General features: G+C 68.9%; 27 protein-coding genes. 2 read left to right on the top strand and 25 right to left on the bottom strand.

The features are described from left to right. Window positions 1-15: 15 nt before the first annotated feature. The 3 genes from SSMG_RS02090 to eccB all read right to left on the bottom strand — a co-directional run bounded on the left by SSMG_RS02090 (window position 16) and on the right by eccB (window position 3,060). Window positions 16-1,035, bottom strand: a complete 1,020-nt coding sequence (locus tag SSMG_RS02090) for a WXG100 family type VII secretion target (RefSeq protein WP_009072351.1) — start codon at window positions 1,033-1,035, stop codon at window positions 16-18. Continuing rightward, window positions 1,032-1,340: a hypothetical protein gene (locus SSMG_RS02085; RefSeq protein WP_100266687.1), complete on the bottom strand. Its 309-nt coding sequence runs from the start codon at window positions 1,338-1,340 to the stop codon at window positions 1,032-1,034. The genes SSMG_RS02090 and SSMG_RS02085 overlap by 4 nt, the downstream gene beginning before the upstream one ends. A 91-nt stretch (window positions 1,341-1,431) precedes the next feature. Beyond that, window positions 1,432-3,060, bottom strand: coding sequence for a type VII secretion protein EccB (gene eccB, locus SSMG_RS02080; protein WP_009072349.1), 1,629 nt, complete (start codon window positions 3,058-3,060; stop codon window positions 1,432-1,434). A 771-nt stretch (window positions 3,061-3,831) separates the two neighbouring features. Between eccB and eccE the strand changes: the two genes are divergently transcribed. Continuing rightward, a complete protein-coding gene (gene eccE / locus SSMG_RS02075; RefSeq protein ID WP_009072348.1) occupies window positions 3,832-5,064 on the top strand; it encodes a type VII secretion protein EccE in 1,233 nt (410 codons plus the stop codon). Next, entirely contained in the window at window positions 5,061-5,780 is a 720-nt protein-coding gene (locus tag SSMG_RS02070; RefSeq protein ID WP_009072347.1) for a hypothetical protein, read from the top strand. Before eccE ends, SSMG_RS02070 begins: the two co-directional genes overlap by 4 nt. 60 nt (window positions 5,781-5,840) lie before the next feature. On the opposite strand, the gene SSMG_RS02065 is transcribed toward SSMG_RS02070, so the two are convergent. The 22 genes from SSMG_RS02065 to rplE all read right to left on the bottom strand — a co-directional run bounded on the left by SSMG_RS02065 (window position 5,841) and on the right by rplE (window position 18,396). After that, on the bottom strand, window positions 5,841-6,098 hold the full coding sequence (locus tag SSMG_RS02065; protein WP_009072346.1) for a hypothetical protein: 258 nt from the start codon (window positions 6,096-6,098) through the stop codon (window positions 5,841-5,843). Continuing rightward, window positions 6,095-6,280 carry a CopG family transcriptional regulator gene (locus tag SSMG_RS02060; RefSeq protein ID WP_199785753.1) on the bottom strand — a complete coding sequence of 62 codons (186 nt, stop codon included), beginning with the start codon at window positions 6,278-6,280 and terminating at the stop codon, window positions 6,095-6,097. The genes SSMG_RS02065 and SSMG_RS02060 overlap by 4 nt, the downstream gene beginning before the upstream one ends. A gap of 24 nt (window positions 6,281-6,304) precedes the next feature. Continuing rightward, entirely contained in the window at window positions 6,305-7,141 is an 837-nt protein-coding gene (truA, locus tag SSMG_RS02055) for a tRNA pseudouridine(38-40) synthase TruA (protein ID WP_086024858.1), read from the bottom strand. Window positions 7,142-7,213: 72 nt separating this feature from the next. Beyond that, complete coding sequence (rplQ, locus tag SSMG_RS02050) at window positions 7,214-7,759, bottom strand: 50S ribosomal protein L17 (RefSeq protein ID WP_009072343.1); 546 nt, start codon at window positions 7,757-7,759, stop codon at window positions 7,214-7,216. 42 nt (window positions 7,760-7,801) lie between these two features. Further along, complete coding sequence (locus SSMG_RS02045; RefSeq protein WP_009072342.1) at window positions 7,802-8,875, bottom strand: DNA-directed RNA polymerase subunit alpha; 1,074 nt, start codon at window positions 8,873-8,875, stop codon at window positions 7,802-7,804. Window positions 8,876-8,978: 103 nt separating this feature from the next. Continuing rightward, window positions 8,979-9,584 (bottom strand): 30S ribosomal protein S4, encoded by a 606-nt coding sequence (gene rpsD / locus SSMG_RS02040; protein ID WP_009072341.1) that lies wholly within the window; start codon window positions 9,582-9,584, stop codon window positions 8,979-8,981. A gap of 23 nt (window positions 9,585-9,607) precedes the next feature. Next, window positions 9,608-10,012 (bottom strand): 30S ribosomal protein S11, encoded by a 405-nt coding sequence (gene rpsK, locus SSMG_RS02035; protein WP_009072340.1) that lies wholly within the window; start codon window positions 10,010-10,012, stop codon window positions 9,608-9,610. An 18-nt stretch (window positions 10,013-10,030) separates the two neighbouring features. Further along, a complete protein-coding gene (locus tag SSMG_RS02030) occupies window positions 10,031-10,216 on the bottom strand; it encodes a hypothetical protein (RefSeq protein WP_009072338.1) in 186 nt (61 codons plus the stop codon). Beyond that, window positions 10,213-10,593 carry a 30S ribosomal protein S13 gene (gene rpsM / locus SSMG_RS02025; RefSeq protein ID WP_009072337.1) on the bottom strand — a complete coding sequence of 127 codons (381 nt, stop codon included), beginning with the start codon at window positions 10,591-10,593 and terminating at the stop codon, window positions 10,213-10,215. Before rpsM ends, SSMG_RS02030 begins: the two co-directional genes overlap by 4 nt. Before the next feature lie 198 nt (window positions 10,594-10,791). Next, window positions 10,792-10,905, bottom strand: a complete 114-nt coding sequence (gene rpmJ, locus SSMG_RS02020) for a 50S ribosomal protein L36 (RefSeq protein WP_004558882.1) — start codon at window positions 10,903-10,905, stop codon at window positions 10,792-10,794. A 37-nt stretch (window positions 10,906-10,942) separates the two neighbouring features. After that, window positions 10,943-11,164 (bottom strand): translation initiation factor IF-1, encoded by a 222-nt coding sequence (gene infA, locus SSMG_RS02015; RefSeq protein WP_004558881.1) that lies wholly within the window; start codon window positions 11,162-11,164, stop codon window positions 10,943-10,945. Window positions 11,165-11,393: 229 nt separating this feature from the next. Beyond that, on the bottom strand, window positions 11,394-12,203 hold the full coding sequence (gene map / locus SSMG_RS02010) for a type I methionyl aminopeptidase (protein ID WP_353611742.1): 810 nt from the start codon (window positions 12,201-12,203) through the stop codon (window positions 11,394-11,396). Window positions 12,204-12,214: 11 nt separating this feature from the next. Then, entirely contained in the window at window positions 12,215-12,769 is a 555-nt protein-coding gene (locus SSMG_RS02005; RefSeq protein WP_037712276.1) for an adenylate kinase, read from the bottom strand. After that, on the bottom strand, window positions 12,766-14,073 hold the full coding sequence (gene secY, locus SSMG_RS02000; protein WP_009072330.1) for a preprotein translocase subunit SecY: 1,308 nt from the start codon (window positions 14,071-14,073) through the stop codon (window positions 12,766-12,768). The genes SSMG_RS02005 and secY overlap by 4 nt, the downstream gene beginning before the upstream one ends. Window positions 14,074-14,880: 807 nt before the next feature. Then, window positions 14,881-15,327, bottom strand: a complete 447-nt coding sequence (gene rplO / locus SSMG_RS01995; RefSeq protein WP_009072329.1) for a 50S ribosomal protein L15 — start codon at window positions 15,325-15,327, stop codon at window positions 14,881-14,883. Beyond that, window positions 15,324-15,509 carry a 50S ribosomal protein L30 gene (rpmD, locus tag SSMG_RS01990; RefSeq protein WP_004558875.1) on the bottom strand — a complete coding sequence of 62 codons (186 nt, stop codon included), beginning with the start codon at window positions 15,507-15,509 and terminating at the stop codon, window positions 15,324-15,326. Before rpmD ends, rplO begins: the two co-directional genes overlap by 4 nt. Window position 15,510: 1 nt before the next feature. Continuing rightward, window positions 15,511-16,152 (bottom strand): 30S ribosomal protein S5, encoded by a 642-nt coding sequence (gene rpsE / locus SSMG_RS01985; RefSeq protein WP_009072328.1) that lies wholly within the window; start codon window positions 16,150-16,152, stop codon window positions 15,511-15,513. Window positions 16,153-16,183: 31 nt separating this feature from the next. Then, window positions 16,184-16,585 (bottom strand): 50S ribosomal protein L18, encoded by a 402-nt coding sequence (gene rplR, locus SSMG_RS01980; RefSeq protein ID WP_037712274.1) that lies wholly within the window; start codon window positions 16,583-16,585, stop codon window positions 16,184-16,186. Continuing rightward, window positions 16,585-17,124, bottom strand: a complete 540-nt coding sequence (gene rplF, locus SSMG_RS01975) for a 50S ribosomal protein L6 (RefSeq protein WP_009072324.1) — start codon at window positions 17,122-17,124, stop codon at window positions 16,585-16,587. The genes rplR and rplF overlap by 1 nt, the downstream gene beginning before the upstream one ends. A gap of 16 nt (window positions 17,125-17,140) precedes the next feature. After that, window positions 17,141-17,539 carry a 30S ribosomal protein S8 gene (gene rpsH, locus SSMG_RS01970; RefSeq protein WP_009072322.1) on the bottom strand — a complete coding sequence of 133 codons (399 nt, stop codon included), beginning with the start codon at window positions 17,537-17,539 and terminating at the stop codon, window positions 17,141-17,143. A 106-nt stretch (window positions 17,540-17,645) separates the two neighbouring features. Continuing rightward, window positions 17,646-17,831, bottom strand: a complete 186-nt coding sequence (locus SSMG_RS01965) for a type Z 30S ribosomal protein S14 (protein WP_009072321.1) — start codon at window positions 17,829-17,831, stop codon at window positions 17,646-17,648. 1 nt (window position 17,832) lies between these two features. Then, entirely contained in the window at window positions 17,833-18,396 is a 564-nt protein-coding gene (gene rplE / locus SSMG_RS01960) for a 50S ribosomal protein L5 (RefSeq protein WP_009072319.1), read from the bottom strand.

Here is an 18,396-nt window from a genome sequence, read left to right as displayed (position 1 = left end):
CGGCGGCCTTCCGGGTCACTTCCCGGATTTCGGCGGCTTCCCGTCCTTCTCCGGCCGCCGCGCGGGCGGGTCCTGGCCGATCACCGGCGGAGTCACCTGCGCGGGCTCGCCGAAGATCTCGGACGTCTTCGCCGGCGTGCGTTGCCTCGGCTTGTGCTGCGAACTGCCGCCGCCCCCGCCTCCGCCGCCCATTCCGGCGAAGCCCATCATCGGCATCATCGACGTGCCCGACCCCTGGTTCGCCGCGGGCTGCGCGGCCGGGGCCACCGGCTCGACGGGCGGAATGCCCGCCTGCCCTTGCTCCAGCCGCGGATCGGCGGCGGTTTCCTTGCCGTGCCGGGAATCCTCCGCGGCGGACGGCGTCACCGAATCGTCCGAAGAGGCCACTGTGGACTCTGTGGACTCTCCGGCGGCAGCGGCGGGTGCGCTCGCGGGCGCGTCCGCGTCGTGCAGCCGGAACTGCTGCGCCGGATAGTGGTGCCGCAGTTCGATGCTCGACGGGCTCCCGGCCGGAGCGTCCACTCCGGCGCACAACCGGCCGAACTCGCGCAGGACGTCCTCCGCGGCCTCGTGCAAGGACTTCAGCGACTGTTCGGTCTCCCGCAGCTGCGACCGCGCCCGCGAAGCGCCGCCGCTGGGCAGCATCGCCGATTCCGACAGCAGATCGGCCGCGTCGACCAGTATCTCCTCCGCCGCGCCCGCGATCTTGCGCAGCGATTCGGCGAGCTGGTCGATCGAACCGGCGAGCGCGTCGAGCGCGTCCTCCGCGCCCTCGCTCGCGGCACGGATTTCGCCCAGGTACGCGACAAACGCGTCCGCGTCGGGACCGGACCACGACGCGTCGATCCGGCCGAGATCCTCCGCGAGGTCGGCGGACACCCGGGCCGCCGTGCGGGCCGCGCCGCGCAGGCTCTCGGCCTCCGCGTCCAGTTCCTCCCAGCGGCCGGTGAGCGGCCGGTAGTAGGCGGCGACCGGATCGGGCACGCCCAGCTCGCGGGCCAGTTCGGTCACGTACGCCAAAGACGGCTCGGTCACGAGATCCTCCCGGCGCGTTCGATCCGCTCGGCCGCGTCGGCGTCCCGTTCGGTGTGGCCGGTGGTGAGCTGCTCCAGCGCCGCGGTGACCGATCGCAGCGCGGCCACCCCGGCCGCGAGCTGACCGCGCAACGCTTGCGAGGCCTGTGCGTACGACTCCGGCACGCCCAGCCGCGCGCCCAGCTCGCCGTACGCCTCGGCGGTGCTCGCTCCCGCGCCGACCTTGCCCGCGGCGGTCTCCAGTTCGTCGGCCGCCCGCGCGACTTTCGCCGCGTAGCCGCCGACGACCGCGCCGTCGATCCGCACGGCGCTTGTTCCCGGACTGCTTCCCGGCGCTGCCACGTCAAACCCTCCGCTCACCCGGCTCTGGTCCGAGTGTGACGGACGGAATCCGCCGTCAGTTCCCGGCAGGTTGCTGCTGTCCGGCCGCCTGCGGTTTGTACGAGCCCGCGTTCGGGTCGATCGGGACCGAATCGAACTGCTTCATCACGTTCTGCACGTTCAGCGACGCCCCGGTCGGCAGGAGCCCGATGATCGACTCCGGCGCGGGAAGCCGGTTGTTCAGCCCCAGTTCCTCCGCGGTCGCCGCGTCCGGCACGCCGTAGCGGATGCCGCGGTCGGAGATCAGCTGGATCGGGCCCTTGCCGAAGGTCTTGTCCGATTCGGTGGCCGACTGCACCACCGCGCCGTACCCGGTCGGCATGTAGAAACCGGTGATCGGCACGCCGTTCGGGCCGGTGTTGCCGACGCTCAGGATCTTCGAGGTGCCGTCGGCGTTCTTCTCCACCGGGATCTGCTTGTTGATGTACACCGAGGTGTGCGCCTGGGTGTGGTCGGCGTTGAGCGACCAGCCGAGGCACGCGACCGGGGAGCCCTGCGTGGCGTCGAGGACGGTCGGGACGACCTTCGGGTAGTCGTCGACCTGGACGTAGTCCGGGTCGCCCTTCTGCAGCACCTTGACGTTGTTGATCTTGTCGAGGCCCAGCGTCGGCGTGGTGGCCGTGCCGCCGCTCTTCGCCGTGCGGACGATGTCCGCGACCGCGGGCGACACCTTCTGGATGCCGCTCTTGGCGATCAGCCAGTACTCCTGCGCGCCGCCGGTCGGCTGGGTCGAGAAGACGTTGCCGACGGTCAGGCCGTCGAAGCTGCTCGACGGCGTCGTGTTCTCGCCCGCCACCAGCGGCGGGGTCAGCTTGGTGACCTCGGGGATCGCGTTGAGGAAGGCCTGCGACACCTTGCGCGCCTTCGTCGGAAGATGCAGCGCGGACCGCACCGGGTCGTTGGAACCGGACGGCACCTCGGCGCGCACGGTGTTCGCGTTCGGCCGGCTCTGCGTCGCCGGCAGCCGGTAGATGAGGTAGGTCTTGCCGTTGCCCGCGTCGCCGAGCAGCGCCTGGTTCTCCTGCAGTTCGCTGCCGAGCTTGTCGACGCCGGCGATCACGTCCGTGTTCGTCTTGTTGACCGAGTCCTGCTGCGGCAGCGACGGGTCGAGCACGACCTCGTCGCACACCGCCCAGTTGGGGGAAATCCGCTGGTCCGCCGACGGGATCAGCTGCGGACCGTCCGGGATGCCGGTGAGCTTCTCGCGCGGCATGTTCTTCAGCTGTTCATCGGAGACGACAGTCGGGTTCTTCACCTCGGACGCCTGCTGGCCGCCTTGGCCGCCCTGCTGTCCCTGGCCCCCCTGCTGCTTCTGCGCCATGAGGATCAGCCGCGCCGACGCGAGGTTGAACGTCGGGATCAGCCTCGCCGGGTTCCCGGTGACGACATATACCGTGCCGGACTGCTCGCCGATCACGATGTTGTCCGACGACGGCACCGACGGCGCGGGGCTCAACAGCCCCCACAGCACGAAAACGACGGCGCCCAGGACGCCGAGGATCACTCCGACCGCGGTCGCGCGCCCGTGGGAGCGCATCGGGTCGTGCAACATCACCGCGTCGCGGCGGACCAGCGCGGACTGCATCCGGCGCAGGACGAACTTGTATGCCTGAACCTGAGACTTAGTCGTGGGTGTTGATGGCATTCTCGACCTACAGTCCTCCCCGTCGCGGTACGGTTCCGCAGGATAGCCGTACGGGGACCGTCTGGTGTGGGGTTTCTACCAACTCCGGTTAGGGTCAGGCATCCCGGGACCGGCTTTCCGGGTACGCAGCACTCACGAGGGGAAGAGAACGCGCGGATGTCCGTCAGCACGCCTCCACGTCCGCCTGGTCCGCAGGGGCCGCCGCCGCCTCCCGGGGGACGTCCCCCGGGCCCGCCGCAGCGGCCCGGAAGAACCGGCGGCCCCGGCGCGGCTCCCGGCGGACCCGGCCTTCCCCCGCGCACTCCCCCTCCCGGCGTCCCGGGCGGTCCCGGTCGTCCCGGCGGACCGATCACTCCCGGACCCGGCGTTCCCAAGCCCGGCGGTCCTGGCGTGCCCGGCGCTCCGGGTCCGGGCGGGCCCCCGCCTGGCGGACCCGGCGGTCCCGGTGGTCCCAAGCCCGGTCCTGGCGGGCCGAAGCCCGGCGGCCCCGCTGGCCCTGGCGGTCCGGGCGGTCCCGCTGGCCCGAGGACTGGACGTCCTGGCGGCGGCGGACCTAACGCTCCTCGTCCCGGAGGTCCCGGAGGTCCCGGAGGTCCCGGCGGACCTGGTGGTCCCGGTGGTCCGGGCGGACCTGGCGGCGGCGGACCCGGTGGTCCGGGGGGACCCGGCGGCGGCGGACCAGGTGGTCCCGGCGGCCCTGGCGGACCCAGCGGCGGCGGCCCGGAAAGCGGCGAACCCGCCCCGACCGGCGGCACCGCGACGGCGCTCCGGATGGCCCCGCCCTCGCGGCGGCGCTCCGGCGGCATCACGCTCGGCCCGCTGCCCGTGGTCAACCTCGTCGTGCTGGAAGTCGGCGTCGCGATCGGACTCGTGCTGCTGGCGATCAACATGCAGCTCAAGTACGTCGCGATCGGCGTCGCCGCGCTCGGCCTGATCCTCGCCTTCCTGCGCGTGGGCGGACGCTGGTTCACCCAGTGGCTCTCGCTGACGCTGCGGTACCGGTTCCGCTCGCACGGCCGCGTGGCGACCCCTCCGCCGCCGACCAGCATCGAGGAACTCGCCGAGGAAAGCGCGGTCACCGGCCCGGAGGACGCGCGCGTCAGCCTGCTGCGGCTGGCGGTGCCGGACCTCGTGGTGGCGCACGCCGTCGACCACGAACGGCAGGAAGTCGGCATCGCCTGGAACGAGGGCACCTGGACCGCGGTCCTGCTCGTCGAGCCGATGCCGGCGATGATCTCCCAAGCAGGCGGCGCGCCCAGCCTTCCGCTGTCCGCGCTCGCGCCGTGCCTGGAAGACCGCGGCGTGCTGCTGGACTCCATCCAGATGATCTGGCACAGCTACCCGGGTTCGGCCGCGATGCCCGCGGACGCCCCGGCGCTCAGTTCTTATCTCGAGGTGCTCGGCCCGCTGCCCGCGGCGGCCCGGCGGACGACGTGGATCGCGGTCCGGCTCGACCCGCGGCGCTGCCCGGAGGCGATCCGGGAACGCGGCGGCGGCGTCGTCGGCGCGCACCGCGCGATGATCGGTGCGCTGTCGCGGGTGCGCAACGCGCTGGAGTCCCAGGGCGTGCCGACCCGGCCGCTGGACCCGGACGAACTGCTGCGCGCCAGCATCTCGGCGGCCGAACTCACCGCGGTCGCCGGCTCGAACGAGAAGGTCAGCCTGCAGGAGAGCTGGACCGGCGTCACCGCGGCCGGCATCGGGCACTCGAGCTACGCGATCACCGGCTGGCCCAAGGGCAAGATCAGCGGCAGCCTGAACGGGCTGACCAGCGTGCGCGCGCTGTCCGCGACGGTCGCCATGGCGATCTCGCCGTCGGCCGACGAGGGCCGCATCGGCCTGCGCGGCGTAGTGCGGCTGAGCGCCCGCAACCCGCGCGAGCTGGACGCCGCCGACCAGCGGCTGCAGAGCATCGCGGAGCGGCTGGACGTCGACCTGACCCCGATGAAGGGCATGCAGATCCCGGCGTTCTCCGCGACGCTGCCGATCGGAGGGACCGCGTGAGTACTCGAGTTCGCGACGCCGGGCAGAACACCGGGCTCGCCCCGGAGTTCACCGTCGACCCGGCCATGCTCGACGCGATCAGCCCGTCCGGCGACCGCGGCGGCGTCGTCCTCGGCTCCGGTCTCAAGGGCGAACCGCTGACCGTCTCCGCGCTGCGCTCGCAGCCGACCCGCATCGTGCTCGTCGGCGGCCTTTACCTGGCCCGCCAGGTCGCGCTGCGTGCCATGGCAACCGGTGCGTGGGTGGTCGTGGCCACCGGGCGTCCGGCAGCGTGGCAGGTACTGCAGCAAGCCGCCGGAAGCCGCGACGGACGCCCGTCGCCGCTGGTGCAGATCCGCCGGCTCTCGCCGGTCGAACTGCCGCGCCCGTCCGAGGACGCCCCACTGCTCGTGGTGACCGACGGCGGACCGACCCCGCAGGACCTGTTCCCGCCCCGCTCGCCCTGGCAGACCACGGTGTACGTGCTCCCGTACCTGCACCCGCAGGCGGGCACCACGGCGAACGCCGCGGACCTCGTGCTGATGCAGCGGCTGCCCGCCGGACAGGCCGAACTGGCCGCCCGGATCTGGCGGCTGCCGCCGCAGATGATGCGTCAGCTGACCACGCTGAAGGACGACCAGGTCGTGGCGCTGGGCACGAACCTGTGGCGTCCGCTGCGGCTGGTCACGACGCAGAAGGAACAGCAGTTGCTCGGCCCGGTTCGCCGCGGCGACTGAGCACGATCAGAACGGTGAAGGCCTCCTTGCGGGATTCCGGCAAGGAGGCCTTCACCATTTTCAGCGATCGGCGGTGTGCGACGCGCGAGCCCATTCCGCCAGCCGCTCAGCCACCGACTGATACGGCAAAGTCGCGGTCGCGATCACCAGGTCGTACGCCTCGTCCTCCGGCGCGTCCAGGTCGAAGCCGTTGAGCCCGCCCCCCTCAGCGAGGTCTGCCGCCGGTGCGTCGGGCAGGCCTAGGTCGCGCACTCCGGGCACGCGGAGGTCAGCCGACAGCAGGAGCAGGTTGTCCAGCGTCAGGTACTCGTTTTTCACTGCGCCAGGCGATCAAACAGGGCGGTGTAGCGGGAGCGGCCTTGGAGGGAAAGCTCGTGAACCCGGCCGTTCCGGACCCGGCGGGCTGCGGCGTCCGTGATCGTCCGCGCCGCTGTTTCGTGCTCGCTCACCCCGTCCGCCTCGGACAGCAGCGCGAGCGCACGCTCCGCCTCGTCGTTCAACCACAAAATCCGACCCACCCTGACCTAAAGCTCGGTCGACGACCGCACGTTCCGGGTCTGCTCCGCCCGCGCGGCCAGCAGCTCGTCCGGCGGATAGTCCACCGCCGTCAACGTCAGCCCGTGCGCCGGGGCGACCGCGCTGTCCCGCGTCCCGCTCGCCAGCACCTCGCCCGGCCACCCGGTTCCCCGCCGCCCGTCCCCCACGAGCAGCAAGACCCCGACCAGACTGCGGACCATCGAATGACAGAACGCGTCCGCGGAAACCCGCACTTCCAGCAGGTGCTCGTCGATCCGCGTCCACTCCAGACGCTGCAGCTCGCGGATCGTCGTGCCGCCCTCGCGCTGTTTGCAGTACGCCGCGAAGTCCTGCAGTCCCAGCAATTCCGCCGCGGCAGCGTTCATCCGCTCTGTCGACAGTGGACGGCCCCAGGCCAGGGTGTCGTTGCGGCGCAACGGATCGACGCCCCACGGAGCGTCGGAGACGCGGTAACGGTAGTGCCGCCGGATGGCCGAGAACCGGGCGTCGAAACCGTCCGGGGCCACGCGTGCGTTCAGCACCCGCACATCGGCGGGCAGAAGTTTGTTCCAGCGGCCGCGCATGCGCGTCAGGTCCGGGATTCCCCGTTCGTCCACGGGTATCCGGCCCGGCGCACCGGGCGCGAACGGGACGACGTCGACGTGCACGACCTGTCCGGTCGCGTGCACCCCGGCGTCCGTGCGGCCCGCGACGACCACGGATTTCGGCACCGCTTCCCCCGGCGGCTGCCGCTGCAGCGCCTGCTCCAGTTCTGCCTGCACGGTGCGGCGGCCGGGCTGGCGGGCCCAGCCGGAGAAGTCCGTGCCGTCGTAGCTCACGTCCAAGCGCAGACGAACGAGCCCGCCCTCCCCGTGGGGAGCGGCGGGCTCGTCCGATGCAGACAGTGCCGGCAGGACTCAGTCCTTCTTGGCGTCGGCGTCGCCTTCGGAGGCAGCGGCCTCGTCAGCGGCCGGAGCCTCTTCGGCAGCCGGGGCCTCTTCGGTCGCGGCGGGGGCCTCAGCGGCCTCCTCGGCGACCGGAGCGGCGGCGACCTCGTCCTTGGCGAACTTGGTCTTGCGAGCCCGCTCGGCCTCGGACGTCACGGTCTTCTCCGCGACCAGTTCGATGACGGCCATGGCGGCGTTGTCGCCCTTGCGCGGCATCGTCTTGGTGATGCGGGTGTAGCCGCCGGCGCGCTCCGCGAAGTGCGGGCCGATCTCAGCGAACAGCTTGTGCACGACGTCCTTGTCCCGGACGACCTTCTGCACCAGGCGACGGTTGTGCAGGTCGCCCCGCTTCGCCTTGGTGATCAGCTTCTCGGCCAGCGGGCGGACCCGCTTGGCCTTGGCCTCGGTCGTCGTGATCTTGCCGTGCTCGAACAGCTGAGTGGCCAGGTTGGCCAGGATCAGCCGCTCGTGCGCGGCAGACCCGCCGAGCCGGGCTCCCTTGGTAGGGGTGGGCATGACTTTCTCCTAGTTCAGCTCACAGCGTCCGGGCACGAGGCCTCAGAGCTGCTCGGTCTCTGCGTAGTCCTGGCCATCGTCGTGGCCGTCGTCCGAAATCCCGCCGCCGATGCCGGCGACCCCTTCCGACCAGCCTTCGCCGTCGTAGCTGGTGGCAGCCGCGGACGGGTCGAACCCGGGCGGGCTGTCCTTCAGCGCGAGGCCGAGGCCGACGAGCTTCAGCTTGACCTCGTCGATCGACTTGGCGCCGAAGTTGCGGATGTCGAGCAGGTCCGCCTCGGAGCGCGAGACGAGCTCGCCCACCGTGTGGATGCCTTCGCGCTTCAGGCAGTTGTACGACCGGACGGTGAGGTCCAGGTCCTCGATCGGCATCGCGTAGGCGGCGATGGTGTCCGCCTCCTGCGGCGACGGGCCGATCTCGATGCCCTCGGCGTCGACGTTCAGCTCGCGAGCGAGACCGAACAGCTCCACCAGCGTCTTGCCTGCCGAGGCCACCGCGTCGCGCGCGGTGATCGACGGCTTGGTCTCGACGTCCAGGATCAGCTTGTCGAAGTCGGTGCGCTGCTCGACACGGGTGGCCTCGACCTTGTAGGTCACCTTCAGCACCGGCGAGTAGATGGAGTCGACCGGGATCCGGCCGATCTCCGCGCCCGCCTGCTTGTTCTGCAGGGCCGGAACGTAACCGCGGCCGCGCTCGACGACGAGCTCGATCTCGAGCTTGCCCTTGCCGTTCAGCGACGCGATGTGCAGATCCGGGTTGTGCACGGTGACGCCCGCGGGCGGCACGATGTCGGCAGCCGTGACCTCACCCGGGCCCTGCTTGCGCAGGTACATGGTGACCGGCTCGTCCTCTTCCGAGGACACGACCAGTTCCTTCAGGTTCAGGATGATGTCGGTGACGTCTTCCTTCACCCCGGGAACGGTGGTGAATTCGTGCAGCACGCCGTCGATGCGGATGCTCGTCACGGCCGCGCCCGGGATGGACGACAGCAGCGTGCGCCGCAGCGAGTTGCCGAGCGTGTAGCCGAAGCCGGGCTCCAGCGGTTCGATGGTGAACCGGGAGCGGGTCTCGTTGACCGTCTCTTCGCCGAGAGCCGGCCGCTGGGAAATCAGCATTCCTTAATTCCTTTCCAGACGACGCCCGCCATATGACGTCGAAGGGATGGCGTGGCGGCGGCGCACTGGACGCCGCCGCCCCGTAACCAGTCGCAGAGACCGGTTACTTCGAGTAAAGCTCGACGATCAGCTGTTCCTGGACCGGAACGTCGATCTGCGCGCGCTCCGGCAGCTGGTGGACCAGCACGCGGAGGTTCGACGGCACGACCTGCAGCCAGGCCGGGACCGGACGCTCGCCGAAGGCTTCCTTCGCCGCCACGAACGGCAGCATGCCCATCGACTTCGGCCGCACGTCGATGATGTCCCACTTGGTCACCTGGTAGGACGGCACGTTGACCTTGACGCCGTTGACCAGGAAGTGGCCGTGGCTCACCAGCTGCCGCGCCTGACGGCGGGTGCGGGCGATGCCGGCACGGTAGATCACGTTGTCCAGCCGGGACTCGAGGATCTGCAGCAGGTTCTCACCGGTCTTGCCCGGACGCCGCACGGCTTCCTTGTAGTACCGGACGAACTGGCGCTCGAGAACGCCGTAGGTGTAGCGAGCCTTCTGCTTCTCCTGCGACTGCAGGAGGTACTCGGACTCCTTGATGCGCCCGCGGCCGTGCTGGCCCGGCGGGTAGGGGCGACGCTCGAAAGCCTGGTCGCCGCCGATGAGGTCAACCTTGAGGCGACGCGAAATACGCGTCGCGGGGCCGGTGTAACGAGCCATTTCTTAGTACTCCTCCCCGTTCCTCAGACCCGGCGCCGCTTGGGCGGGCGGCAGCCGTTGTGAGGCTGCGGGGTCACGTCCTGGATGGTGCCGACCTCGAGGCCGGCCGCCTGCAGCGAGCGGATCGCCGTCTCGCGGCCCGAACCCGGGCCCTTCACGAAAACGTCGACCTTCTTCATGCCGTGCTCGGCCGCCTTGCGGGCGGCGTTCTCGGCGGCCATCTGCGCGGCGAACGGGGTCGACTTGCGCGAGCCCTTGAAGCCCACGTGGCCGCTGGAGGCCCACGCGATCACGGCGCCGGTCGGGTCCGTGATGGAGACGATGGTGTTGTTGAAGGTGCTCTTGATGTGCGCGTGACCGTGCGCGACATTCTTCTTTTCCTTGCGGCGGACCTTCTTGGCCCCCGCGGTGCGGGACTTGGGTGGCATTGTCTGAGGGTTCTCCTGTTAACGCGCGTTCTCTTGGTGAGCGGCGACCGCTTCCTGCTGCCCGCGCCGGATGATGGATCCGGCGTCGGTGTAGAGGTTCCGCAGCGCCATCGGGCGGGCGTAGAGCGCCTTGGGCGAGACACAAGCCGTGGAGCGACGGACGGAACCGCCCATGCGAACGACCTTCTTGCCCTGGGTGCTCACTTCTTGCCAGCCTTCTTCTTGCCGGCGACCGTCTTCTTCGGGCCCTTGCGGGTGCGGGCGTTGGTCTTGGTGCGCTGACCGCGCACCGGCAGACCGCGACGCCAGCGCAGACCCTGGTAGGTCCCGATCTCGATCTTGCGCCGGATGTCGGCGTTCACCTCACGGCGAAGGTCACCCTCGACCTTGAAGTTTTCGTCGATGTAGTCCTTCAGCTTGACGAGATCCTCGTCGCTGAGGTCCTTGACGCGGGTGTCGGCGTTCAGCTCGGCAGCAGCGATCATCTGCTTCGAGCGGGTACGGCCGATCCCGTAGATGTAAGTCAGCGCGATCTCCAACCGCTTCTCGCGGGGAAGGTCGACGCCAGCGAGTCGTGCCACTGGTGCTCCTTTTTCGGGTTCGTCTCCAGGTCTGCTCCCCGTCCGGTTCCGGAACCGACTCGCCTGTCGTGCCCGTGGCTTGCGCCCCGGGTGTCCCGGCCCCGGCCTGAAGTCCGGGGGTGCACCGGACCGCTTTCGCGGCCCGGCAGGTACGGGGAGGGTGGGTTAGCCGTCAAGCGGCCTGCTGCAGTGCGGTGGTCAGCCCTGACGCTGCTTGTGGCGCAGGTTCTCGCAGATCACCATGATCCGGCCGTGACGGCGGATCACCTTGCACTTGTCGCAGATCTTCTTGACGCTCGGCTGGACCTTCACGTCTTCCTGCTTCCTGCTCTGCTCGGCTCTGGCGTGATCACTTGTAGCGGTAGACGATGCGACCACGGGAGAGGTCGTAGGGCGACAGCTCCACGACAACCCTGTCTTCGGGCAGGATGCGGATGTAGTGCTGCCGCATCTTGCCGCTGATGTGTGCCAGGACCTTGTGGCCGTTCTCCAACTCGACGCGGAACATCGCGTTGGGGAGCGGCTCGACCACGCGGCCTTCGACCTCGATGGCCCCGTCTTTCTTAGCCATGTCCTCCGCAATCCCTGATGCACGCTTGATGTGCACAGCGTGATCGGTTTTGAGCTCGAGTCCTTGCTTACTGGGTGGTGCTCGGCCACACTCAGGTCCGGGTCCACGTGGTTCGCGAGAATTCACGAGCATGCTGGAACCGGCGCATGAGCGCGCCGACTTGACAGTGTACGCAACCCGTGTAAGACCCCGGCGACCGGGGTCGAAGTAAACCCGTGTGAGTGGCCGCTCAGGACTCTTCGGGCAGAGTGAGCACCCAGGGACCGTCCTCGGTGATCGCGACGGTGTGCTCCCAGTGCGCGGCGCGCGACCCGTCGATGGTGACGACCGTCCAGCCGTCTTCCAGCTCGAGGGTTTCGCCGCTGCCGCCGGTCAGCATGGGTTCGACCGCGAGCGCCATGCCGGGCTTGAGCCGGGGGCCCTTGCCGGGTTTGCCGACGTTCGGCAGGAACGGCTCCATGTGCATCTGGCGGCCGATGCCGTGACCGCCGTATTCGAGGATCTCGCCGTACTCGCGGCCGTCGTCCTCGCCCGCCTGGCGAGCGGCGGTCTGCACGGCGAACGAGATGTCGGTGAGCCGGGAGCCCGCGCGGACGGCCTCGATGCCCGCCCACATGGCGCGTTTGGTCGCCTCCGACAGCTGCCGGTCCTTCTCGCTGACCTCGCCGATCTCCAGCGTGACCGCGGAATCGCCGTGCCAGCCGTCGAGGATCGCGCCGCAGTCGACCGAGATCAGGTCGCCGTCGGCGAGCACCTGCTTGGCCGACGGGATGCCGTGCACGATCTGCTCGTTCACCGACGCGCAGATCGACGCCGGGAATCCGTGGTAGCCCTTGAACGACGGCACCGCGCCGGCGTCGCGGATCGTCTGCTCGGCCAGCTCGTCGAGCTCGGCCGTGCTGACGCCGGGCCGGGCGAGTTCGCGCACGGCGGCGAGGGTGCGGGCGACGACGAGACCGGCCGCCCGCATGGCCTCCAGCTCGCCGCGGGTCTTGACCTCGATCATGCGCCCGCGGCGGAGCACTTGCAGAACACGCAATCCTCCGAGATTCACGTGCGGTCGCGCAGCGCTTTCAGCACGCGGTCCGAGATCTCCTGCACCTCGCCGACGCCGTCGACCTTCACCAGGATGTCGGCGTAGTACTCGAGCAGCGGCGCGGTTTCCGACACGTACACCTGCTGGCGGCGGCGGATGACGTCCTCGGTGTCGTCCGAGCGGCCGCGCGACATGAGGCGGCTGACGACGACGTCCTCGGCCACGTCGAGCTGGATGACCGCGTCGAGCTTGGTGTCGGCCTCGCTCAGCATCTCGCCGAGCACCTCGGCCTGCTTGGTGTTGCGGGGGAACCCGTCGAGCAGGAAGCCCGCCTTCGCGTCCGGTTCGGCCAGCCGCTCGCGGACCATCTCGTTGGTCACCGAGTCGGGGACCAGCTCGCCCGAGTCCAGGTACCGCTTGGCCTCCTGGCCGAGCGGGGTCTCCTGGCCGACGTGCGCCCGGAAGAGGTCGCCCGTCGAGATGTGCGGGATCCGCAGCTGCTCGGACAGGGCAACCGCCTGCGTGCCTTTGCCCGCGCCGGGCGGTCCGACGAGAACCAGTCGCGTCACTTCAAGAACCCTTCGTAGTTGCGCTGCATCAGCTGGCTTTCGATCTGCTTCACGGTGTCGAGCCCGACGCCGACCATGATCAGCACAGCCGTGCCACCGAACGGGAAGTTCTGGTTGTTCCCGCTGCCGGTGAGGGACAGGAAGAAGTTCGGGAGGATCGCGATGATGCCCAGGTACAGCGAGCCGGGAAGAGTGATCCGGCCCAGCACGAAGCTGAGGTACTCGGCGGTGGGACGGCCGGGCCGGATGCCCGGGATGAAGCCGCCGAACTTCTTCATCTCTTCCGCACGCTCGTCCACGTTGAACGTGATCGTGATGTAGAAGTAGGTGAAGAAGATGATCAACAGGAAGTAGAGCAGGATGTGCACCCAGCTGCTCTGGTTGACCAGGTAGTTCTGAATGAACGACTGCCAGCCCGAGTTGCTCTGCGGGTCGCCGATCAGCTGGCTGAGCAGCTGCGGCAGGTACAGCAGCGACGAGGCGAAGATGACCGGGATGACACCGGCCTGGTTCACCTTGATCGGCAGGTAGGTCGACGTGCCGCCGTACATCCGGCGGCCGACCATGCGCTTGGCGTACTGCACCGGGATCCGGCGCTGGCCCTGCTCGACGAAGATGACGCTGGCGATGATCACCAGTCCGAACGCCAGCACGACGACCAGCGCGATGCCGCCGCCGTTGCTGATGATGTTGGCGCCCTCGGCCGGGATGCGGGCCGCGATGTTCAGGAAGATCAGCACGGACATGCCGTTGCCGACGCCGCGCTCGGTGATGAGCTCGCCCAGCCACATCATCACCGCGGTGCCCGCGGTCATGGTGACCACGATCAGCGTCAGCGAGTAGATGCTGTTGTCCGGGATGATCGGCTGCGAGCAGCCCTGGAACAGGGTGCCGCGGTCGGCCAGCGCGACCACGCCGGTGGCCTGCAGGATCGCCAGCGCGATCGTGAGGTACCGGGTGTACTGGGTCAGCTTGTTCTGGCCGGACTGGCCTTCCTTCTTCAGCTCCTCGAACCGGGGGATGACCACGGTGAGCAGCTGGATGATGATGCTCGCGGTGATGTAGGGCATGATGCCCGTCGCGAACAGCGACAGCTGCAGCAGCGCGCCGCCGCTGAAGAGGTTGAGCAGCTGGTACACGCCCTGCTGGTCGGCCTGTGCGGTACAGGCCTGCACGGCGGCGAACGAGACCCCCGGAGCCGGGATGGTTGCACCGATCCGGTAGACCGCGACGATGGCTAGCGTGAACAGGATCTTCTTGCGTAGATCCGGCGTCGCGAGAGCCGAGCGGAATGCGCTGAGCACGCGGGGGACCTCCTCGGCGTCGTCGGTCGTCCCAACCGACGATCGGCTTGGCCGGTACGAGACCGGCGGGATGTCTGACTCACTGGCAAGCCAGGAACGCTTCAGGGCAAACAGGCCCGGAAGCGTGCCGCCGACTCTAACAGCTTCGCATGGGCCACCCGCAGCGCGTGTGCGTTTTACGTCTCACCACGAGCCGACCGAGCACCCAAGAGCCGCAGGTGAGGCCGGTCGGAGCACAGATGATCACCTGTTCGGCCCGCACCGTTAGGCGGGCTTTCCCGCCGCAGCACGGAAAACGGCACCGGACTGAGTTCCGTGAGGGCCACCTTCACGTACTCAGAGTCCCTCAGGGTTCCCCTCACGACCGCATTCCCTCAAGGAGCCCCTCACGGAACCAGATTCCCTCAAGGAGCCCTTCACGGACCGCCTCCACCTGCCGCAGGAATGCGCGCCCCAATGTGGCATTGGGTGCGTCAGACGCACCGAACGCCACATTGGGTGCGTCGCATGCACCCAATGCCACATTGGGGCGCAAGCCCCACCCACCAACAACAGCAACCGGTGCACCTAACGATCGAGGCACCCAGCCCCTCCCCCACACCCCGATACGAAGCCTCCCTGCGGTCTGGGGGTGCTTGTCAAGGCATCTTTCCCGCCTTGACAAGCACCCCCAGACCGTCAGCACAATCAAACTTCGGGGTGCCCCACGTAAGACCCACGGCAAGGTCGCCCGCCAGGGCGACGAGCCGAAACAAAACGGGCCCGCCCGGAAAACCCGGACGGACCCGTTTCTAAACCGAAGCCAGATCAGCTGACGGTGGCCGAACCACCAGCAGCCTCGATCTTCTCCTTGGCAGAACCAGAGAAAGCGTGCGCGGTCAGCTCAAGCTTGACCCCGTTCAGGTCCCCGTTCCCGAGCACCTTAACCAGCTTGCCCTTGCGAACCAGCCCATTCGCAGCCAGCTCCTCCGGCCCGACCTTGCCGCCATCAGCGAACACCCGGGCGATGTCGCCCACGTTCACCGGCTGGTACTCGGTGCGGAACCGGTTCTTGAAACCACGCAGCTTCGGCAGCCGCATGTGGATGGGCATCTGCCCACCCTCGAACCCGGCGGGCACGTTCTTCCGGGCCTTGGTGCCCTTCGTGCCGCGACCCGCCGTCTTGCCCTTCGAACCCTCACCACGGCCGACGCGGATCTTGTCGCGCTTGGCGCCAGGAGCCGGACGAAGGTGGTGGATCTTGATGGCGGTCATGCCTGGACCTCCTCGACCTCCACCAGGTGGCGGACGGTGTGGATCAGGCCGCGCACCTGGGGGGTGTCCTCACGCACGACGCTCTGGCGGATCTTGCGCAGCCCGAGGGTGCGCAGCGACTCGCGGTGAGCGTGCTTCGTGCCGATCTTGCTCTTGACCTGAGTGACCTTGAGCTGAGCCATGTCAGACCCCCTGGCCGGCACGCTGGCGCAGCATCCGGGCCGGGGCGACGTCCTCGAGCGGCAGACCGCGGCGAGCGGCCACCTCCTCCGGACGCTGCAGACCCTTCAGAGCCGCCACGGTCGCGTGCACGATGTTGATGGCGTTGTCGGAGCCGAGCGACTTCGACAGCACGTCGTGGACGCCCGCGCACTCCAGCACCGCGCGCACCGGGCCGCCGGCGATGACGCCGGTACCAGCGGACGCGGGACGGAGCAGCACGACCCCGGCGGCTTCCTCACCCTGGATCGGGTGCGGAATGGTGCCGGCGACGCGCGGAACGCGGAAGAAGTTCTTCTTCGCTTCCTCGACGCCCTTGGCGATGGCCGCGGGAACTTCCTTGGCCTTGCCGTAGCCGACGCCGACCTGGCCGTCGCCGTCGCCGACGACCACCAGAGCGGTGAAGCTGAAGCGACGACCGCCCTTGACGACCTTGGCGACGCGGTTGATCGTCACGACCTTCTCAAGGTGCGGGGTCTTGTCCTGGGCCGCCCCGCCACGGCCGCCGTCGCGCCGGTCGCGACGGTCCCGACGGTCACCGCGGTCGTTGCCGCCCTGACCCGGTCCGCCCTGGCCGCCGCCGAATTGCCGTGTACGTCCCGGCATCAGGCTTTCCTTCCATTCACGAGCATGTGCATCAGAACTTCAACCCCGCCTCGCGGGCGGCGTCGGCGAGCGCGGCGATGCGGCCGTGGTAGGCGTTGCCGCCACGGTCGAACACCACGGCTTCGATGCCGGCGTCCTTGGCGCGCGAAGCGACCAGTTCGCCGACCTTGGCCGCCTTGGCCTTCTTGTCGCCCTCGAAGGACCGCAGGTCCGACTCGAGGGTGGACGCCGACGCCAGCGTGTGACCGGCGAGGTCGTCGATCACCTGCACGGTGATGTGCCGCGAGGACCGCTTGACGACCATGCGCGGACGCACCGGCGTGCCGCTGATCTTCTTGCGGAGGCGGAAATGCCGACGGGCCTTGGCGACGCGGCGGCGGGTCGAGATGTCCTTGCCGACCGGCTTGCGCTTCGTGGTAGTCGTGTCGCTCATCACTTACCCGTCTTTCCGACCTTGCGGCGGATCTTCTCACCCTCGTAGCGCAGGCCCTTGCCCTTGTACGGGTCCGGGCGGCGCAGCTTGCGGATGACCGCGGCGGTCTGGCCGACCTTCTGCTTGTCGATGCCGGACACCGAGAACCGGGTGGGCGACTCGACCTTGAAGGTGATGCCTTCCGGAGCCTCGATCTTGACCGGGTGGCTGTAGCCGAGGGCGAACTCGAGGTCCGAGCCCTTGGCCTGCACGCGGTAACCGACGCCGTGGATTTCCAGCTTCTTCTCGTAGCCCTCGGTCACGCCCACCACGAGGTTGTTCACCAGCGTGCGGGTGAGGCCGTGCAGGGCGCGGCTGGTGCGCTCGTCGTCCGGGCGCTTCACCAGCAGCGCGCCGTCCTCGCCGCGCTCGACGGTGATCGGCTCGGCGACAGTGTGCTCCAAGGTGCCCTTCGGCCCCTTGACCTTGACGTTCTGGCCGTCGATGGTCACCTCGACCCCGGAGGGGACGGAGACCGGCAGCTTTCCGATGCGTGACATGTCTGTGCCCCCTTCCTTACCAGACGTAGGCGAGGACTTCGCCGCCCACGTTGTTGCGCTTGGCCTGCCGGTCGGTCTGCAGCCCCGCGGACGTCGAGATGATCGCGACGCCGAGGCCGCCGAGCACGGACGGCAGTTCGGTCGATTTTGCGTAGACCCGCAGACCCGGCTTGGAGACGCGGCGAAGGCCGGCGATGCTCCGCTCGCGGTTGGGGCCGTACTTCAGCTCGACGACCAGGTTCTTGTGCTTCTCGCCCGGCTCGTCGCGGTAGCTCGCGATGTAGCCCTCGCGCTTGAGGATCTCGGCGATGTTCGCCTTGATCTTCGAGTGCGGAAGCACGACCTCGTCGTGGTACGCCGAGTTCGCGTTGCGCAGACGGGTCAAGAAGTCTGCGATCGGGTCGGTCATCGTCATGGTGACCTGTCAACCTTTCTCGCCTGGTTCCCCGCCTCGCCCGGCCGGAGCGGTGTCCGGCCGGGTCGGCGGGGCCTGTGGCGAACTGGGAATAGAGTTTCGAGCCTTACCAGCTGGACTTGTGAACGCCGGGCAGTTCACCTGCGTGCGCCATTTCCCGGAGGCAGATCCGGCACAGGCCGAACTTGCGGTAGACCGAGTGCGGACGCCCGCACCGGTTGCAACGGGTGTAGGCGCGCACCGCGAACTTCGGCTTCTTCGAGGCCTTGCTGATCAGCGCTTTCTTGGCCATCTCAGTTCTCCTTGAACGGGAAACCGAGCTTGCGCAGCAGCGCCCGGCCCTCGTCGTCGGTGGTGGCGGTGGTGACGACGGTGACGTCCATGCCACGGGGGCGGTCGATGTCGTCCGGGTTGATCTCGTGGAACATCGACTGCTCGTTGAGACCGAACGTGTAGTTGCCGTTGCCGTCGAACTGCTTGGCCGAAAGACCGCGGAAGTCGCGGATACGGGGCAGCGCGATGGTCAGCAGCCGGTCGAGGAATTCCCACATCCGGTCGCCGCGCAGCGTGACGCGCGCGCCGATCGGCTGGCCCTCGCGCAGCTTGAACTGCGCGATGGACTTGCGGGCCTTGCGGATCTCCGGCTTCTGCCCGGTGATCAGGGCGAGGTCGCGGACCGCGCCGTCGATCAGCTTGCTGTCCCGGGCGGCGTCCCCGACACCCATGTTCACGACGATCTTCACGACGCCGGGAATCTGGTGCACGTTGGGGATGGAGAACTCCTTCTGGAGCTCGCCCTTGATCTCTTCGCGGTACCGGGTCTTGAGACGCGGCACGATCTTCTCTGCGGTGGTCAT

It is taken from the genome of Streptomyces sp. AA4, assembly GCF_000158875.1.
In the GTDB taxonomy this organism is placed as follows: domain Bacteria; phylum Actinomycetota; class Actinomycetes; order Mycobacteriales; family Pseudonocardiaceae; genus Amycolatopsis.
This window is presented reverse-complemented; position numbering and strand designations above follow the sequence as displayed.

Bases quoted from the DNA above. Each gene is read 5' to 3' on its own strand.
- eccB (WP_009072349.1), bottom strand. From the start codon at position 3,060: ATGCCATCAACACCCACGACTAAGTCTCAGGTTCAGGCATACAAGTTC.
- eccE (WP_009072348.1), top strand. From the start codon at position 3,832: ATGGCCCCGCCCTCGCGGCGGCGCTCCGGCGGCATCACGCTCGGCCCG.
- rplQ (WP_009072343.1), bottom strand. From the start codon at position 7,759: ATGCCCACCCCTACCAAGGGAGCCCGGCTCGGCGGGTCTGCCGCGCAC.
- SSMG_RS02045 (WP_009072342.1), bottom strand. From the start codon at position 8,875: ATGCTGATTTCCCAGCGGCCGGCTCTCGGCGAAGAGACGGTCAACGAG.
- rpsD (WP_009072341.1), bottom strand. From the start codon at position 9,584: ATGGCTCGTTACACCGGCCCCGCGACGCGTATTTCGCGTCGCCTCAAG.
- rpsK (WP_009072340.1), bottom strand. From the start codon at position 10,012: ATGCCACCCAAGTCCCGCACCGCGGGGGCCAAGAAGGTCCGCCGCAAG.
- infA (WP_004558881.1), bottom strand. From the start codon at position 11,164: ATGGCTAAGAAAGACGGGGCCATCGAGGTCGAAGGCCGCGTGGTCGAG.
- rplO (WP_009072329.1), bottom strand. From the start codon at position 15,327: ATGACCGCCATCAAGATCCACCACCTTCGTCCGGCTCCTGGCGCCAAG.
- rpmD (WP_004558875.1), bottom strand. From the start codon at position 15,509: ATGGCTCAGCTCAAGGTCACTCAGGTCAAGAGCAAGATCGGCACGAAG.
- rpsE (WP_009072328.1), bottom strand. From the start codon at position 16,152: ATGCCGGGACGTACACGGCAATTCGGCGGCGGCCAGGGCGGACCGGGT.
- rplR (WP_037712274.1), bottom strand. From the start codon at position 16,585: ATGAGCGACACGACTACCACGAAGCGCAAGCCGGTCGGCAAGGACATC.
- rplF (WP_009072324.1), bottom strand. From the start codon at position 17,124: ATGTCACGCATCGGAAAGCTGCCGGTCTCCGTCCCCTCCGGGGTCGAG.
- rpsH (WP_009072322.1), bottom strand. From the start codon at position 17,539: ATGACGATGACCGACCCGATCGCAGACTTCTTGACCCGTCTGCGCAAC.
- SSMG_RS01965 (WP_009072321.1), bottom strand. From the start codon at position 17,831: ATGGCCAAGAAAGCGCTGATCAGCAAGGCCTCGAAGAAGCCGAAGTTC.
- rplE (WP_009072319.1), bottom strand. From the start codon at position 18,396: ATGACCACCGCAGAGAAGATCGTGCCGCGTCTCAAGACCCGGTACCGC.